Source organism: Methylobacterium platani (assembly GCF_001653715.1).
GTDB lineage: Bacteria > Pseudomonadota > Alphaproteobacteria > Rhizobiales > Beijerinckiaceae > Methylobacterium > Methylobacterium platani.
In genome coordinates, this window is the sequence record NZ_LWHQ01000038.1 from 155,775 (window position 1) to 173,355 (window position 17,581).

The window sequence follows — 17,581 nt, forward strand, 5'->3', positions numbered from 1 at the left end:
GGCGGCTGGCCGGTTAGGCCGCGACCTTCCGGGGACGGCCCGGTTTGCGCTTGGCGGGCTTCCGCTTCGGGCGCGGCCGCGGCGCCGGCAACGGCTGCAGGGCGAGCAACGCCCGCTCCCGCTCGACCTCGGCCAGCAGGGCGTCGCACCAGAGCGCCATGGCCTCGGCCTTGAGCGCGATCCGCTGCGCCGTGTCGTAGTGCAGCCTCGTCACCGCCGCCGTCTGCTCCCGCAGGTCCTTCGCGCCGGCGATCTCGTGGTCGAGGATGGCCGAGGCCGCGCCGCCCAGCCTGCGGTCGACGAGGAACTCGGTGATGCTCCTTCTGACGTCATGGAGCGTCCACTTGCGGATGCCGTGCTTCGTCAGGAGGTCCGGGATGGGCTCCTCCGGGGAGACCCGCTTCGGATCGGGCTGCTTATGGCGCTTGCCGGCGAGGCGGAAGAGGACCTGGTTCATCGACCCGGCGCTCGCGTGGCCCGCGCCCCGCTTCGGCGGGAACAGCCACCTATTCGACTTGGCGCGGGCGGGCGCGAGCAGGCCTTCAAGCTCCCGCCAGGCGGCAGGGGGCAGCGGCAGGACGTGCTGGCGCCGCGACTTCATCTGGGGGCCCTGCCACGTCACCGCGACCCAATCGTCCCCCGGGACGCCGGCGTCCTGCGAGATGTGGCCGACCTGGTCCAACTCGGTCTTGGCGACCTGGCCCGTCCGCTGGCCCGTCAGCACCGTGAACCAAAGCAGCCCGAGCGTGCCGGCCGACGTCCCGTGCTCCGTCTGCCCGAGGGAGCGGTGGCGTTCGGCCAGGGCGAGCGTGCGGGCGAGCTCGGTGAGCGTGGGCGTGTGCGAGCGCTTGCCGGACTGGTACTCGACGTTCCACTGCTCGCGCCACAGCGGCCACTTCTCCTCGGCTCTGGCCAAGCCGCTCTTGCCGCTGTGCGTCCGCCAGGCCCAGTCGAAGGCCTCCTTGGCCTGGTTCACGCACCGCGCGGCAGTCGACAGGGAAAAGGTCGCGATGATGTCGTCCCGGACCTGCTGCAGCCGCTCAGGTGTGACGCTATAGAGCGGCATCCCATGAAGGCATTCATAGCCGGGGTGGCGGAGGTACTTGGCGTACTTGGGGAGGTAGCTCGCCTCGACCTTCGTCGCCTTGTAGTCGAGGAACTCCTCGATCAGGTCCTCCCACAACCACGGCCCGTTCCGGCGCCGGATCATGCTCGGCACCGGCGGCGGCTCCGAGCGGTCCGGGAAGGCGACGTCGCCGACGGCTTCGAGGTCGCCGCCGGTCCGCTGTAGGACGTTGTGGAAGATCGCCATCTCGACCTTCATGTTCTCGCCCTGCCGCAGTCCGACCTTCGCCTTCTCGGCGGCGAACCTGGCCTGGGTGACGTCGAGCGTGTGGTAGGCGCCCAGCTTTACCGTGTCGGTTCGCGTGCGCAGGTACCATGTCAGGGCCTGGGGCGTGAGGCGCAGCGTCAGCCCGCGCTCCTCCGTGTCGCCCCACTCCATGCCGCGGCCAGGGACCCTTCCGTCCAGCAGCAGCCGCTCGGCCCTGGTCACGTGGGCCTTCGTGAGCTTCACGGTCTCGCGCACGTAGCCCTTTTTCGTCGCCGCCCCAGCCGCCATCCCCGTCCCCCGCGATACAACACCGATACAACGCGGGTCCCGAGAGCCCCCGCAAGCCCGGGGTAGACCGGAAAGCGGGAAAACCTCAATGGATTCAATGGGTGGTTAACGACCGATGGCCGGCTCCCGGCGGCGGCATTAGGTGGTCAACAAGCCTTCCAAGCTGAATACGAGGGTTCGATTCCCTTCACCCGCTCCAGCCTTTCGAGGACGGTATCGCTCCGTTTGCGCGATACGAGCCCGATTTCCGCAGCATGACGTGACGACACCGCGGCCCGGGACGGGTCAGGTCGGCTGAACTCGCGTAACACGCGCCGTGCGGCACGCGATGGATCCGGCCACCGGCTGCCGCATCGATGGCGGGGCCGGTCGAAGGACGTGGTCGGTCGCCTCTCGCCCGCGTGCCGTATCTGCCACGCCCCGGGGCAGTCGCCGGCATGTCCCCGGCCGAGCCGGGCCCGATCGGCAGGCCGGCGCGGAGGGCAGCCCAATCTGAACCAGCGTGACCGGCCCGGCGCGGACGGGATCCGCGTGCTCACGGAGCCGGGCGACATCCTGGCGGGCGGGCCGAACGCGATCGGTGGGTGCGACGCCACGGCGGACGAAGGAACGCCGACGGTCGTGCCGGCCGCCTGGAGCGGGATGATCCCGGACCAGAACCCCTTCCGCGCGGACCGCAGGCAGGAGGTCGCGGCCGGGGCCGCCGTAGCGACGGCACGCCGCCGGACTGCGCAGCCCGTAGAGCCTTCGCATCGATGTTGCGATGCGAAAAGGCCTCCGGCGCAGGGACGGGACACGCTTCCGACCGGGAGCAGCGCCCGATCTCGCCGGAATCGGGCGCTGCTCCACGCCATCGGCCTTGCGGCATTGCCTTCGACGAGCCGGTATCCGCCTCGTCGGAAAACGCTCCGGCCGGCGCCGTCGCGTTCGCTCGAAGGTGCGAGGGTCCTACTCGGCGGCCATCCGTTGCGGCTCGTCGCCGGTCAGCGAGGCGAAGACCCTGTCGAGAAGCGGAGCGTCGAAGGTCTGGGCCCAGGAGCGATCGGGCAGGACCAGGCGCTGGCGGGCCCGGGTCTCGTGATCGTCCGCCAGGGTGACGGCCGTCCGGAGGGCCGCCTCGACCCCCGCGAGGCTGGGGCGGCACGGCGTGATGTTGCGGCAGATCGCCTGCAGGTCGCGCTTCGAGCGGTTCTCGTAGGTGTTGGTGACCACGACCGCACCGGTGGCTGCGAACTCGAACGGCACGACGCTCGGATGGGGGGCGAGCATCAGGCTGACCCCGATGTCGATGCTGCTCATGAACTGCTCGTAGGCGTCGAGCGGCATCTTCTGCACCATCTCCAGGTGGTGCCGGGGGCCGAGCGGCAGGACGTGGTCCGGTCGCAGGGAGCCGAGACCGACGAAGCGCCAGCTGTCGTCGAACACGCCCTCGGCGCAGAGCCGGCGCAAGGCGAGATAGGCGAGTTCGAACAGATTGCGCGCGGCATGCATCTCCGGCCGCGCGTAGAGGGCGAGCGTGCGCGTCCCGCGCTCCTGGACGGGCTTCGACGCCAGGCGCGTCGGCACGTGATCGAACACGAAGTAGTCGCGGCCATCCCGCGCCGCGCCGCTCCGGCGCTCCGGCGCGCTATCGTCGAACGGTCCGATCCCGTGCGACCGGAAGTACTTGGCCAGCATCGCGCTGTTGTAGAGCGGGACGTGATCGAAACAGTAGGCTTCTTCGGTCAGCACCCGCGATGAGCTGCACTCGTAGAAGATCGGCTCGTATTCCTGCGCCAGGAGCAGGAACCGTTTCGCCCGCGTCCGCCGCAGCAGCGGCTGGACCACGTAGGCGTCCCAGACCGAGTAGACCACGAACACGTCGTCCGGGGTCACGCCGATGGACGAACCGGCGACGCGGTTGACGTAGGCCGCGTCGACGACCGCCGCGACGAGTTCGCGGTCACGCTCGCGATAGGCGAAGTAGTCGGTTCCGACGGTCGCGTCGTCGGTGACGAAGATCCCGATCTTGCGGCCGGTCCGGGCCGTCGCCTTGATCAGCTCGAACACGGCCTTGTAGCCGCCGAAGCTGATGTCGGGATTGAGGGTCGGCAGGCAGAACCACACCCGGGGCTCGCCCCGCTCCGCGCGGTGAGGCATCGGCTCGATGCGGCGGGCGATGGACTCGGCGCGGTGGAGCAGGTGCGGCTCGGTGACGCCCGGCATCCGGGTCTCGAGGGCATAGGTCAGGTCGTGCTTGGGCCGGCGCTGCTCGGCCCGCCCGCTCATCAGGTAGTGGTGATAGCCGGAGAGGATCGTGCCCGCTTTGAACGCGGCGTTCACGTCGGCGTAGAAGGTCCGGTACCAGGCCTCGTCGAAGTCGCTGTTGGGGTTGTTGCCGTTGCGGGCGCCGATATCGACGTAGTGCTGCAGCGCGTCGACCGGCCTCGTCCCGGCCGTCAGGTAGGTCGCGCCGTAATAGGCGGCGTCGAACGTGTTCCGCAGCATCGTGGCGAACCGGTCTTCCTCGTCGCGCCGAGGTGCCGCCAGGGCCCGGTCGGACGGCTCCCCGCGCTCCGGAGCCTGTGACGCCGGCACCTGGCCGAGCCGCTGCCCGTAGACCCGATAATAGGTATAGGGGTCGATGACCGGGAAGCTCGCGAGGAAGCGGCGCACGGCGGGGAACGCCGCCAGGTAGGCGTCGGCGTCGAAATCCGCCTCGGCCGCCAGCAGCTCCGGTCGGGCCTCGCCGAGGCCGGCCGCCAGGCTCGGATTCGGAGCACGACCCTCGTGCAGCCCGAAGGCGACGAAGTGGACGAATCCGGAATGCAGGTCCCCCGCCTCGATGGCGGCCCGCACGTCCGGATTGTCCTCGACGTACCAGACCTCGTCCAGGAGCAGGTTCGGGCTCGGTCGGCGGCCGGTTGGTGCGGCGAAATAGGCGTCGAGCACGTCGGTCCCCTTGGGCAGGTCCCTGAACCGGCGGGTCGCCACGTCGCTGTCGAAGCAGGCCTCGATGTCGCGGCAGATCTGCTCGCCGTGAGCCAGGAAGCGCTGCCGGCCCCGCGCCGCGTCGGGCGACGCGACGTCGCCCGGGGAGGACGGGGCCGAGCGCGACGGCACGGGCACGGCCGACATGGCGGCCGAGATCGTGACATCCTCGATCGAGGCGTCGGAGAAGAACTCGGTCGTGACGTCCATGCGCTCAAGCTGCATCGCGAATCTCCCGTTTGTACAATCTTAGGATGCGATAAATCTCATATGCAACCGAATTGGCGCGCCGTGCGAGGCTCCGGGGCCGAGCCGGAGCCGACAATCAATAGTTGTGTTTTTGGGGCCACATCGGACCGCTCACGGTCGACGAATCAGGTGTAGAGCCATCGACAATCGATTTTAGGTTGCGGTAATCAGGGAAGGCAACTAACAAGCGAAAACGCAACCACCGATGGAAGGCCCATGACTGGATCCTCCGCCGCCCTGGCGCGCGTCGTCTCTCCCCGAGGTCCCGGTGCCCGAAGCCCCGGTGATCCGGATCCCGTCGCGCTCACCGTCGTGCCGCCGGGCCGCGTCTGCGGCCGGTTCGCCCCGGGCGCCGACCATCCCGATCGTGTCCGCCTGCGTTGCAACGGACGGGGCTGGGCGACGGTCCCGGTCGTGTCCGAACCGGCCGGCGTCACCTTCGCGGCCGACCTTCCCCTCGAGCCGGGACCGGTCGTGGTCGAGGTCCTGGACGGGGACGTGCTGCTCGGCCGCGCGACCGTCGAGCCGTCCCCGCGACGCAACGCCTACGGGCTCGATGCCGAACAGGTCCAGGCGGTCTACGGCCGGCCGTTGTTCTCGGCGCCCTGGATGCAGTTCGACGGCGCCCGCCTGACCGTGTCGGGCTACCACCTGCCGCCGGACGGCGATCCGGGCCGCCTGTCGGTGCGACTCGACGAGGGTGTCGCCTATACTTTCGACTATCCGGTGCGGACACCGGAATTCGGGCACCATTTCTGGTATTGGCCGAATGCAGAGCTCTCGAGCTTCATCTTGACGATCGACTTGCCGGCATGCCGCGCCGGCAGCGACCCGTTCTGGTTCGAGTTCGTCTATCCCGGCATGGATGCGGGGCTCGAGGCATTGCCCGAGGCGGTGCGCCGGGCGCGGCGGCGGATCTCCGTCCCGTCGCGGCTCGACGCGGCGGTCTGCTTTCCCCGCGACACCACCCAGCTGACCCGGGTCCAGACCTGGTCGACGGACCAGAGCGTGACGGTGACCGGCTACGGGACATACAGGACCCTCGAGGCGCTCTTCGCCCAGTACGGCGTGGGTCGGCGCGCCGGGATCGAGATCCTCGACTGGGGCTGCGGCCACGGCCGGATCGCCCGGCACTTCGTCCAGAACTGGCCCGAGGCCCGGATCACGGGCGCGGATATCGACGCCGAGAATGCCGGCTGGTGCGCCCGCCACCTCGACGGACGCTTCGTGACCGTCCCGCTCCTGCCGCCGACCGGCCTGCCGGCCGCGAGCTTCGACGGCATCTTCGGCGTCTCGGTCATGACCCACCTCACCGCCGAGGCCCAGGACGCCTGGCTCGCCGAGATCGCCCGGTTGCTGAAGCCCGGCGGCGTCGCGCTCATCACCTTCTCGGGTCCGGCGGCGACCGCATATACGTCCGTCTTCCGCAGCCCGGACTGGTGGCAGGCCTGGTGCGACAGCGGATTCGACGACAGCCAGCACGATCCCGCCCTCGACGGCAAGATCGGCGACGACTCGTACTATCGCAATACTCTGCATAGTCCCGACTACACGCTCAAGGTCTGGTCGCGCCATCTCGAGGTCGTCGACATCGTCCCGAGCGCGATCGGGTACCAGGACGTGGCCGTTCTGCGTCGCCGCACCTGAGCCGGCCCCCATCCATCGGAGAGTCCCCCCGCGATGACCGACGACACGTTCGCGCCCGACCGAGACGGGGCCGAGGGCTGGAGCGCGCGAGCCTCGGACAGCCTTCCGGCCGAGTTTCGCCCCGAGCCGCGGCCCGCCGCCACGCTCCTCGACCATCTCGCCCGGCACGCCCGTCGCACGCCCGACAAGCCGTTCCTCGTCCATCACCAGGACGACCGCTACGCCGTCCTGACCTTCTCGGACGTCGAGACCCTGTCCGGATGCATCGCCGGCGGCCTGTCGCGGGCCGTGGCGGCGGACGAGGCCGGTCAGACCTCCCGGGTGGTGCTCCTGTTCCTCAAGCACCATCCGGCGCAGCTGCCGGCCTATCTCGGGACCATGATGGCCGGGCTGATCCCGTCCTTCATGGCGTTCCCGACGCCGAAGCAGGACCCGGTCCTGTACTGGAAGTCGCACGCCGCCCTCGTCCGGCGCATCCGCCCCGCGGCCATCGTCACCTATCCGGAGATCGCCGGCGACCTCGAGGCCCTCTGCGCCGGCCTCGGGACGCGGGTCCTGCTCATCGACGACCTGGCCGGAGCCGGGCCGGCCGACCGGCCGGGCTTCCCGCCCGGGTCGGCGGACACGGCGCTCCTGCAGCATTCGTCGGGCACGACCGGCCTGAAGAAGGGGGTGGAGCTCACCTTCGGGCAAATCGACGCGCAGGCGACGGCCTATGCCCGGACGATCGGCCTGACGCCGGACAGCACCGTGGTCAGCTGGCTGCCCTACTACCACGACATGGGATTGTTCACGGCCTTCCTGATCCCGCTCACAGTCGGAGCGGCGGTGGTGTCGATGGACGCCTTCGCCTGGGTGGCGCGGCCGGCGAGCCTGTTCGAGGTGATCGAGCGCTTCCGCGGCACCCATTGCTGGCTGCCGAACTTCGCCTTCCGCCACCTCGTCAACACCGTGCCGCGGCAGGAGGCCGGGGGGCGGCACTTCCGGCTCGATACCGTCGAGGCGTTCGTGAGCTGCTCGGAGCCGGTGAAGAGCGCGTCCCTGCGCGACTTCGCGGCGGCCTTCGCGGAGTTCGGGATCCGGCCCGAGCAGCTGACCGCCTGCTACGCGATGGCGGAGACCGGCTTCGCGGTCTCGCAATCGGACCCGGCCCGGCACGAGGCCGTGCGCTCCTACGCCGCCGGGCCGCTCGGCCGGAACGCCCGCGCGGTCGCGGTGGCGCCGGACCATCCGGACGCGCGTGCCCTGGTGTCGAACGGGCCGTCCCTCGCCGGCGTCGAGGTCCGGATCCTTCCCCTCGGTGACGGTCCGGCCCCGGGTCCGGGCGCGCCGGTCGGCGAGATCGCGGTCCGCGGCAGCATCGTGTTCTCCGGCTACTACGCCGATCCCGACGCCACGGCGGCGGTCCTGACGGACGGCTGGTACCGCACCGGCGACATCGGGTTCCTGGACGGCGGCGAGCTCTTCGTCAGCGGGCGGATCAAGGACGTGATCATCGTCCACGGCCGCAACTACTACGCCCACGACGTCGAGGAGGTCGTCTCGGCCGCGACCGGAATCGTGCCAGGCCGGGCGGTCGCCGTCGGCGTGGCGAACGAGGCGGTCGGCAGCGAGGACGTCGTCGTCCTGGCGGAGACCCGGATCGTCGACGAGGCGGAGCTGCGGGGCCTCAAGCGGGCGGTCAAGCGCGCGATCTTCGACCAGCTCGAGCTGACCGTCCACAGCGTCCATCTCGTCCGCCCCGGCTGGCTCACCAAGACCAGCAGCGGGAAGATCAGCCGCTCGGAGAACCTCGCCCGCTACAAGGCCGAGAACCTGGCGAGGGTCGGATCCGAGATCGCCGGATCCGCCGCCGCCAAGGCCGAGAGCCGGGCGTGAGGCCGGCCCTCTGCGCGACAACGGACATCCAACGCGAGGAACCTTCCATGCCGAGAGACCTGAATCAGGCCGTGCGGGCGATCATCGCCGAGACCTTCGACGTCCCGGCCGGATCCATCACCGACGACGCGGTGGCGGACGACATCGACGGCTGGGATTCCCTGTCCCACACCGTGCTGATGATCCGGCTGCAGAACGCCTTCGGCATCCGCATCCCCGAAACCGTCGCGGCCGAGGCGGCCACGGTGGGCGAGCTGACCGCCGCGGTGGCGGCGATCGCCGCCGCGGGCGCCCGGGCCTGACGAGAGCCGGAGCGGGGGCGCTCGCCCCTCTCCCCGAACAGCGAGAGACAACCGCCCCTCGCGGGCGTACCGGCGGAGGATACCCGTGCTGGCTGGATCGAACCTGTCGGTCGTCGAAGGGCGGGAGGGGTGGCTGTTCCTCGAGCGCTCCGACGGCGCCGAGCCGCTGAAGGCGGGCGCCGATCTCACGGAATGGTCGCGCACCACGCTGCCGCTGCTGCGCGCGACCTTCCGGGCCCGCCAGGCCCGGCTCGCCGCCCGCGGCATCGCCCTCGTGGTGGTGGTGGCGCCCGAGAAGGCCAGCGTCTACGACGAGTTCCTGCCGGCGGGGTTCGCGCAGGATCGCCCGAGCGCCGCCGAGCGCCTGACGGACGTCCTGCGCCAGGACGGCGTCAAGGCGGTCGACGCGACGGGCCTGCTGCGGCAGGCGAAGGGCGTGGTCCCGCTCTACTACGACGTCGACTCGCATTGGACGAGCTTCGCGGCCTACCGCATCTACCGCGCCCTCGTGGCCGCCGCCCCCGCCCGGCTCGGCCTGACGCCGATCCCGGCCGAGACGATCTTCTTCCGCGACAAGCCCTCCTTCGGCGATCTCGGCGTCCATCTCAGCCCGGAGCGAAAGGGATTGCTGCAGCAGCCCGAGGTCCCGGGGGGCGATGTCGAGATCGCGGTCGATACGTTCGACGACCGGGAGTTCAATTTCCAGCAGCACCGCTATCCCGGCGGGCGCGGCCGCGCCCTCGTGGTGCGCGATTCGTTCTCGTCGTTCCTGTCGCCGTTCCTGAGCCGGACCTTCGCCGAGACGACCTACATCTCGCCCTCGAACAGCCTGCCGGACGACCTCGTCGAGGAGCTGTCGCCCGATCTCGTCATCGTCCAGGTGGCGGAGCGGGCGATGTTCTACGCGCACCAGCCTCTCGCCGACTGGAACCTGCGCAGCTGGCGTCAGACGTTCCTGGAGACCCAGGCCGACCATCCGGCGCGGCGCCACACCCGCCGGGCCCGGCAGGCCCTGAGGACGGGGAGCTGGGCCGAGGCGCTCGAGGCGGCGCGGAAGGCCACCGCGGTCGACGAGGACGACCGCCTCGTTCACAACCTCGTCGCGGCTTTGCTGCATTCCGGCGACGCGGCCGGCGCGCTCGCCTGCTGCGATGCGACGAAGCAGCCGGCGAATCGCTACAGGCTCGCCCTCGAGGCCTACGCGCTCTGGGCCCTCGAGCGGCGGGAGGAGGCGATCGCGCGCATCCGGCGGGCTCTCGCCCATCAGCCCGCCAACGCCCACCTGCAGCACCAGGCCGGCGAGTGGATCCTGGCCCAGGGCCGCAGCGCCGAGGCTCTCCCCTATCTCGAGGCCGCGGTGGCCGGCGCCCCGGCTCACGCCCCGTCGTGGTACCATCTCGGCATGGCCCGCCATGCGCTCGGCGACCTGGTGGGGACCGCGGCCGCCTTCCAGGCCGGGGGGTTTCACCCCGTGGAGTGATCGGGCCCCGATCGGCGCCGCCGATCCGGGTCCGGTCGGCGGCGATGCGGCACGATCCCGCTTGCTTCGCGCGATCCCGGCTCGGTGTCGCGCGACGCTCCTTATCGTCCCGGCGGCGTGAGCGGGGCCCGCGTCGGGCCGGGACCTGTCCTCACTCCTTCGCCAGCGCGTCCGCGAAAGCCGCGATGCGGTTGCGGGCGTAGGTCGGCAGGCCGGCGCTGATCGAGGTGCCGGTGTTGAACGAGGAATTGCCCATCAGCACCTGGGCCGGCAGCAGGTTGCGCAAGACCGGCACGCGCTCGTACTCCTTCTTGCGGTCGAGCACGTCGGCCTTGATGCCCAGCGTCATGAAGGCGGTCACCACCGTCTTGTCCGGATCGTTCGCTACCGGCTGCATCACCGCGAGGAACTTGCCGAAGCGCAGGATCTGGTTGACCCAGAAGATGTTCTGCTCCATCGCGCCGGAGACCGGCGCCTCGATCTTCGTCAGTTGCACAAGCTTGGCCGCCTCGTCGGGCGGCAGCACCCGCAGCTCGCTCTGGAACGAGACGAACTCGGCGATCTTCTTGCCCCCGTCCTCGAGCTTGTTGGCGAGCTTCACCCCGAGCGGCAGCTTGCCCTCGAGGTCGTAGCGCGACTCGATGCAGGTGGTGTCGGGCGCCTCGCACCACGGCCGGTCCGGCCGGCGGGCGAAGGCGGCGGCCGGGTCCTTGGTCGGGGTGGCGTCGGCCGGGCTCAGGGCCTTGTGCTTGATCGCCGGGTCCATCCGCGACAGGAACGGGATCGTGGCGAAGCGCTTCAGGTCGATGCGGTCGGCGCTCCGCGGCACGATGAACCGCGCCTCGGCGACGTAGACCTTCAGCGCCTCGTGCCGGGGCTTGGCCACGCCGTTGACGGTCTGGACGTAATCCGGCTCGGCATAGGCCGGGTAGGGGGCGAGCAGCGCCTTCTGGGCCGGGCTGCGCTTGCCCCATTCGGTGAACGGCACCAGCCCGCTCTCCGGGCTCGCCGGATTGTCGCGGTGATCGGTGAACGCGATGGTGTTCGGCGCGATGCTCCCTGCATCGAGCCCGGTCACCGCCGGCACGTCCTTGGTGCGGTACTCGGCCAGAGCCGGGGAGGCCGCGAGCGTCGCGGCGAGCACGAGCGAGGGGAGGCGCGGGCGCGCCGTCAGGCTGTCACGCACGGGATGGGTCCTGTCCAGAGGTCGGTCTTGCGGTCAGTAGGTCGGGTCGTCGCCGAACGGGTAGTCCGGGTCGCGCCGGCGCGGGCGGCGGACATACTCGTCGTCGTCGCCGAAGGGCGAGCGGCTGCGCGCGCCCGGCCAGGTCGGCTCCGGCGGCTGGACCGGCTGGGCGCGCCGGCTGTAGGTGCGGGGCTCCGGCCGGCCGAACAGCGAGCCGAACGGGTCGTAGCGGTCGGAATCCGGCGCCTCGTCGGGGGCGGCCATCGCGCCCGGGTTCTCGCCCGGCAGGCCGCCCTCCTGCGCGTCGCCGTCCTGCTCGCTGTCCGGCCGCATCGCGTAGATCTGCTCCTGCGGCACCAGCTTGAAGCGGGTCTCGGCGAGGCGCCCGTCGACCGAGAGCCGGAAATGCTCCATGAAGCCGCCGCCCGCCACCCGGCTGCCGGAGCGCAGGTCGATCGGCGCGTCGGCGATCAGGCGCCTGGCCTCGGGGCTCGGGCCGGAGAGCGGCGTCTTCGGCACGCCGTTGGCCCAGGCGGCCTGGAGCACCTGCGAGAAGATCGGCACCGAGAGATGGCCGCCGGTCTGGCCGCGGCCGAGCGTCCGGCGCCGGCCGTCGGCATTGTCGTAGCCGACCCAGGCCACGATGGTGATCTCGTTGGTGAAGCCGGCGAACCAGGCGTCGTTCTCGTCCTCCGAGGTGCCGGTCTTGCCCGCCACGTACGGCGAGAACCGGGCCAGAGCCGCCGCGGTGCCGCGCTGGGTCACGCCCTGGAGCAGGCTCTTCAGCTGGTAGAACGCCACCCGGTCGGCCGAGCCGATGCGGGCGAGCGGCCGGTCGGCGTGCTGGTAGACCACCTTGTCGCCCTGCGCGACGCTCTCGAGGCCGAAGGGCGAGGGGCGCTCGCCCTCGTTGGCGACGGCGGCGTAGAAGGTCGCGAGGTCGATCATCCGCACCGGCTGGGCGCCGAGCACGAAGGGATAGTAGCGCTCGCACTCGGCGTAGAGCTGGGCTTCGAGGGCGACGTCGCAGACCTTCTGCAGGCTCGCCGGCGCCTTCTCGGCGATGCCGCCGCGCAGGAGCTGCGCGGTGACGAGGTTCTTCGAGTGCTCCAGGCCGCGGCGCAGGGTGGTCGGTCCGGATCCGCCGCCCTCGTAGTTCTTCGGCGACCAGGAATCGCCGACCCCGCCGATCGGCGGCAGGGTGACGCGGGCATCCATCACCAGGGTGTTGGGCTGCAGGCCGGCATTGAGCGCGGCGAGATAGGTCAGGGGCTTCAGCGTCGAGCCGGGCTGGCGCACGCTCTGGGTCACGCGGTTGAGCTGGCTCAACGGATAGGAGAATCCGCCGGCCATCGCGAGGATGCGGCCGGTGCGGTTCTCCAGCACCAGCACCGCGCCCTGGACCTGCGGGCGCACGCGCAGGTCGGCCCGGGGCGCGCCCTTGCCCTCCCACAGCTTGACCCGCACGACGTCGTAGGGTGAGAGCCGCCCGCGGGCCGCACCCGGGTTCAGGCTCGCGACCCGCCCGTCGGCGAGGCCCACCCGCGCCCCGTCCCGGCCGCCGGTCGAGAGCACGATCGCGGCGGGCCAGTGCACGTCGTAGAGCGGCAGGCGCGCGGTCTCGAGCGCCCGCTGCCAGGCCGGTTTCGGACCGGCGGGCTTCACGGGCCGCGCCTGCCTCGCACCCTTCCTGCCCTTCAGCTCGGGAGCCGGGACAGGGATAGGCGCCGGGACGGCGGCCGGCTCGGGCGCCGGCGCGGCAGCCTCGATGCGGCGCACGGCGTCGGCCAGGTTCGCCTCCGGCCCCTCGTAGCGGGCGCGGCCGGTCGAGGCCTCGTAGCGCGACAGGCTCTCCTGCAGGATGCCCTCGGTCGCCTCCTGGAGCCCGGCATTGAGGGTCGAGCGCACCGTGTAGGCGCCGGCGGTCAGCGATTCGAGGCCGGCCAGCGTCCGCGCCTCGCGGGTCAGGTGATCGACGAAGTGGAAGCCGGCATCCTGGCGCAGCCGCTCCAGCGGCGCGAGGCCGAGAGGGGCGGCCAGAGCCGCGGTCATCTCGGCCTCCGTGATCGCGCCTTCCTCCTTCATGCGGGTGAGGACGTAGGCGCGGCGCTCCCGCGCCCGGTCGGGGTAGCGGTCGGGATTGTAGAAGTTCGGGCCCTTCGGCATCCCGCCGAGCAGGCCGGCTTCGGCGACGGTCAGGTCACGCACCGATTTGCCGAAATAGCTGCGGGCCGCCATCTCGACGCCGTAGGCACCGCGGCCGAGATAGATGCCGTTGAGGTAGAGGCCGAGGATCTCGGGCTTCGTCATCACCCGCTCGGCCCGGGCCGCGACGATCATCTCGCGGATCTTGCGCTCGTAGGTGACGTCGTCGCCGACGGACAGGTTCTTCACCACCTGCTGGGTGATGGTCGAGCCGCCCTGCGGCCGGCCCGGCGAGGCGAGGTTGCCGATGAAGGCGCGGATCACCCCGCGCTCGTCGATGCCGTGATGGATGAGGAAGCGCTTGTCCTCGGCCGCGATGAAGGCCTTCTGGACCAGCGGCGGGATCTCGCCGATCGGCACCGCGACGCGCCGGCCGTTGAGCTCGAAGGTCTCGGAGAAGCGGTTGCCCCGCCCGTCGAGGATCGTGGTCGCGCCGGGCAGCCGCAGGGTCTTGAGGGATTGGGCATCCGGCAGGTCGGCGACCGCCTTGTTGTAGAACTCGATCACGTCCCGCGCCACGAAGGGCGAGTTCGCCGGGTTCTCGCCCTTGCAGAACTGCTTGTAGCTCGTGTTGAGCTCGCCGATGTCGAGGCCGTGCAGGAGCTTCGACTCGCCCGCGACCGCCTTGGGGTCGTCCATCGCCGTCGAGATCAGGTCGTCGAGGTTGATGTCCTCGATGTCGAAGGCCTTGCGCATGTGGGCGCAGCCGTCGCGCAGGAGCTGCACCACCGCCGGACCGTCCGTCGCCGGATCGAACTGCGTCCGGATCGCCTCGGGACGGGTCGTGACCTGACTGAGGGTCAGGGCGGTGGCGAACAGCTTGATGAGGATCGCGTTCATCGATGACCAATGGGCCGGGGGGCGCCGGCCGCGGGAGGCCCGGCGAAGAAGGCGCCCGGCGGCAAGGTGCGCCTAGCGGGATGAACCGAGCCTGGACAACGCGGCTGTTTTAAGGACGCGGCGGAGAGGCGGGCGAGGAGGACGGGGGCTCCACGGCGTCGCCGCGCAGGCGCCGCAGCGCGAAGGCCGTGAACACGCCGACGAGGCAGAGCGCGAGGCCGAACCACGTGAAGGCGTATTGCAAGTGGTTGTTGGGCAGGTCGACCCGGAGCTGCCCGCCCTTCGGCCAGCCGCCCGGATTGGGCGTCGCGTCGGCCTCGATCAGGTAGGGGGCGACGCCGGCCAGGCCCTTGGCGGCGGCGATGCCGGCGACGTCGCGGTTGAACCACTCGCCGGTCTGCGGGTTCGGCGCCGGCACGAACATCGCGCGGGCCTCGCTCTGGCGCAGCATGCCGGTGATCGTGGTCTCGCCCTCGACCTGGCCGGCGGACCGGCGGCCGATATCCTTGAGCTCGGTCGGCACGAAGCCGCGATTGACCAGCACGGTGCGGCCGTCGTCGAGTGCCAACGGCGTGACGACGTAGTAGCCCTGGAGCGCCCGGCCCGGCACGTCGCCGGGGGCCAGGCCGTGGACCAGCGTCTCCTTGTCGTTGAGCAGCCGGCCGGCGGCGCGCACCCGCTCGAACTCGTCGCGGGCGGGATCGAAGGCATCGAAGGCAGGGAGCGGCGCCGGGGGATCGATCCGCGAGCGGGCGACGATCCTGTCGATCAGCGCCTCCTTCCAGGCCTTGCGCTCGAGCTGCCAGACGCCGAGCCCGACCAGGATCGCGAGGCAGACCAGGGTGGCGAGCGCCGGGGCGACGAGGTCGCGAATGGCCGCGCGCCGCTCGCTCGCCGTGAGGGGCGCGCTCACCGGAAGCGCCCCTCCGAGGCCTTGTTGGCGTATTGCAGCGCCGCCATCATGCCCTTGAGCGGGCGCACCAGGATCAGGCTCAGGACGATCGAGAGCGGCACCCACAGCAGGGCGTGGACCCACATCGGCGGCTCGTAGGCGAACTCGACCCACATCGCGAGCGCCACCACCACGATGCCGACGATCGACATCACGAAGAAGGCCGGCCCGTCGGCCGAATCGATGAAGCGGAAATCGAGCCCGCAGACCTCGCAGGAGGGGCGGAAGCTGAGGAAGCCCTTGAACAGGTGCCCCTCGCCGCAACGCGGGCAGCGGCCGCGCAGGCCCACGGTCGCCGGGGAATCGACGGTGCGGTTGTTGTCCACGGGGCTACTCCTGAACGCGAAGGGGGTCAGCGCGATCTGGGGGGCTTTTCGTCATAAGAAAAGGGCGGCTTTCGCCGCCCTCTCATGCTCCCGACGCTGCCGGGGCGGAGTGTCAGTGCGCGGCGGCGTGGCCGACGCCCGAGCCCCAGACGTAGATGGCGGCGAACAGGAACAGCCACACCACGTCGACGAAGTGCCAGTACCAGGCCGCGAACTCGAAGCCGAGATGCTGGCGCGGGGTGAACTGGCCGAGATAGGCCCGGTACAGGCAGACCGCGAGGAAGATCGTGCCGATGATGACGTGGGCGCCGTGGAAGCCGGTCGCCATGAAGAAGGTCGCCGAGTAGATGCTGCCCGAGAAGCCGAAATGGGCGTGGCCGTACTCGTAGGCCTGGACGAAGGAGAACAGCACGCCGAGCGCGATGGTCAGCCAGAGGCCGTACTTCATGCCCTTGCGGTCGTTGCCCAGCAGCGCGTGGTGCGCCCAGGTGATCGTGGTGCCCGAGGTGAGCAGGATCAGGGTGTTGAGCAGCGGCAGGTGCCAGGGGTCGAACGCCTCGACGCCCTTCGGCGGCCACAGGCCCCCGGTGAACTCGACCCGCGAGGCCTGGATCGGGTCCGAGGTGTAGAGCGCCGCCTCGAAATAGGCCCAGAACCAGGCGACGAAGAACATCACCTCGGAGGCGATGAACATGATCATGCCGTAGCGGTGCGAGAGCTGCACCACCCGGGTGTGGTCGCCGGTATTCGCCTCGTGCACGACGTCCCGCCACCAGCTCAGCATGGTGTACAGGATGCCGATCAGGCCGGCGAAGAAGACGTAGGGCCCGAGCGCCATGTTGGCGACGGTCAGGCTCTTCATCCACAGGACGGCGCCCGACGTCATCACGAAGCCGCTCATGGAGCCGACGAGCGGCCAGGGGCTCGGATTGACGAGGTGGTAGTCGTGGTGCTTCCCGTGCGCCTCGGCCATCGTATCGGGTCTCCTGCCTGGTCTCGAGACCGGTCGCGCCCCGCGCCGGCCGTGAATCTTGGTGTGCGCGGGACGGCTCGCTTCCCGGTGCGCCCCGGCGCCATCCGCCCCGGGGTCTCACGGTCACGCTTTAATGCCGGCTCGGCGGGGTTGTCACCTCGTCAATTGGCCCATCCCGTCAATTGGCCCTGGTCCCCGCCGGCGTCGCGAGGGCGGCCTGCGGCTGGCCGTTCTTCGACGCGAAGTAGGTGTAGGACAGGGTCATCTCGGTGAGGTCGCGGGTGTTCGAGTCGGTCTTGATGCCGGGCTCGAGGTAGAACACCACCGGGAAGTCCATGGTTTCGCCGGGCTGCAGCGTCTGCTCGTTGAAGCAGAAGCACTGCACCTTGACGAAGTAGCCGCCGGTCAGCCCCGGCTGGAGGTTGAAGGTGGCGATGCCGGTGCTCGGCACCGTGCCGGTGTTGGTGACGCGGAAGAACACCGTCTTGGTCGCGCCGAGCTGCGCCTCGACCTGCGGGGTCTCCGCCACGAAGCGCCAGGGCAGCCCGGGCGCGACGTTGGTGTCGAAGTGGACCACCATCGTGTCCTGGCTGATAGCCCCGGAGGCGGCCGCGCCCCGCAGCGGCGTGCCGTCGTAGCCGGTCGCCTTGCAGAACAGGTCGTAGAGCGGGACGAAGGCGAAGGCGAGCGCCGTCATCCCGACCACGAGGCCGAGGCAGGCGAGCGCCGTGGTGCGGGCCTTCTTCTGCGTCTCGTTACGGGAAACGGTCATGACGGGTTCGCCTCGCGGATCGTCACAGCGGCCGGTTGAGGACCTGGGGGCCGAGCTTGGCGATCGTCAGCACGTAGAAGATCAGGACCAGGGCGGCGAGCACCATCGCGATGGCGACGGAGCGCTTGCGCCGGCGCTGGATCTCTTCGGGGGTCAGTTGCTGGGGCACCGCACTCATCG

The 17,581-nt window shown here is 70.6% G+C and carries 13 protein-coding genes; 4 read left to right on the top strand and 9 right to left on the bottom strand.

Annotated features, from left to right (window positions below):
• Positions 1-13 precede the first annotated feature (13 nt).
• Both A5481_RS19370 and A5481_RS19375 read right to left on the bottom strand, forming a co-directional pair.
• Positions 14-1,621 (bottom strand): integrase arm-type DNA-binding domain-containing protein, encoded by a 1,608-nt coding sequence (locus A5481_RS19370; protein ID WP_048431797.1) that lies wholly within the window; start codon positions 1,619-1,621, stop codon positions 14-16.
• A gap of 948 nt (positions 1,622-2,569) precedes the next feature.
• A complete protein-coding gene (locus A5481_RS19375; RefSeq protein WP_048431796.1) occupies positions 2,570-4,816 on the bottom strand; it encodes a rhamnosyltransferase WsaF family glycosyltransferase in 2,247 nt (748 codons plus the stop codon).
• Between the two features lie 438 nt (positions 4,817-5,254).
• Here A5481_RS19375 and A5481_RS19380 point away from each other — a divergent pair, with 438 nt between their 5' ends.
• From A5481_RS19380 to A5481_RS19395, 4 genes are all read left to right on the top strand, one after another.
• Positions 5,255-6,487: a class I SAM-dependent methyltransferase gene (locus tag A5481_RS19380; protein WP_245238563.1), complete on the top strand. Its 1,233-nt coding sequence runs from the start codon at positions 5,255-5,257 to the stop codon at positions 6,485-6,487.
• Between the two features lie 33 nt (positions 6,488-6,520).
• A complete protein-coding gene (locus A5481_RS19385) occupies positions 6,521-8,365 on the top strand; it encodes an AMP-binding protein (RefSeq protein WP_048431795.1) in 1,845 nt (614 codons plus the stop codon).
• Positions 8,366-8,412: 47 nt separating this feature from the next.
• The gene (locus tag A5481_RS19390) at positions 8,413-8,667 is read left to right on the top strand and encodes an acyl carrier protein (RefSeq protein WP_053082202.1); all 255 of its coding nucleotides are present in this window, start codon (positions 8,413-8,415) and stop codon (positions 8,665-8,667) included.
• 85 nt (positions 8,668-8,752) lie between these two features.
• A complete protein-coding gene (locus tag A5481_RS19395; protein WP_048431794.1) occupies positions 8,753-10,147 on the top strand; it encodes an alginate O-acetyltransferase AlgX-related protein in 1,395 nt (464 codons plus the stop codon).
• A 151-nt stretch (positions 10,148-10,298) separates the two neighbouring features.
• Here A5481_RS19395 and A5481_RS19400 read toward each other — a convergent pair whose 3' ends face one another.
• The 7 genes from A5481_RS19400 to A5481_RS34710 form a co-directional block, all read right to left on the bottom strand.
• A complete protein-coding gene (locus A5481_RS19400; RefSeq protein ID WP_048431793.1) occupies positions 10,299-11,333 on the bottom strand; it encodes a hypothetical protein in 1,035 nt (344 codons plus the stop codon).
• A gap of 33 nt (positions 11,334-11,366) precedes the next feature.
• Entirely contained in the window at positions 11,367-14,378 is a 3,012-nt protein-coding gene (locus tag A5481_RS19405; RefSeq protein ID WP_048431792.1) for a penicillin-binding protein 1A, read from the bottom strand.
• 109 nt (positions 14,379-14,487) lie between these two features.
• Positions 14,488-15,291 carry an SURF1 family protein gene (locus tag A5481_RS19410; protein WP_048431791.1) on the bottom strand — a complete coding sequence of 268 codons (804 nt, stop codon included), beginning with the start codon at positions 15,289-15,291 and terminating at the stop codon, positions 14,488-14,490.
• On the bottom strand, positions 15,288-15,656 hold the full coding sequence (locus A5481_RS19415) for a DUF983 domain-containing protein (RefSeq protein ID WP_048431790.1): 369 nt from the start codon (positions 15,654-15,656) through the stop codon (positions 15,288-15,290). The genes A5481_RS19410 and A5481_RS19415 overlap by 4 nt, the downstream gene beginning before the upstream one ends.
• A gap of 112 nt (positions 15,657-15,768) precedes the next feature.
• On the bottom strand, positions 15,769-16,629 hold the full coding sequence (locus A5481_RS19420; RefSeq protein WP_048431789.1) for a cytochrome c oxidase subunit 3: 861 nt from the start codon (positions 16,627-16,629) through the stop codon (positions 15,769-15,771).
• Positions 16,630-16,807: 178 nt separating this feature from the next.
• Positions 16,808-17,401 carry a cytochrome c oxidase assembly protein gene (locus A5481_RS19425; protein ID WP_048431788.1) on the bottom strand — a complete coding sequence of 198 codons (594 nt, stop codon included), beginning with the start codon at positions 17,399-17,401 and terminating at the stop codon, positions 16,808-16,810.
• A 22-nt stretch (positions 17,402-17,423) separates the two neighbouring features.
• Positions 17,424-17,570 carry a hypothetical protein gene (locus tag A5481_RS34710; protein ID WP_210179216.1) on the bottom strand — a complete coding sequence of 49 codons (147 nt, stop codon included), beginning with the start codon at positions 17,568-17,570 and terminating at the stop codon, positions 17,424-17,426.
• Between the last annotated feature and the right edge of the window lie 11 nt (positions 17,571-17,581).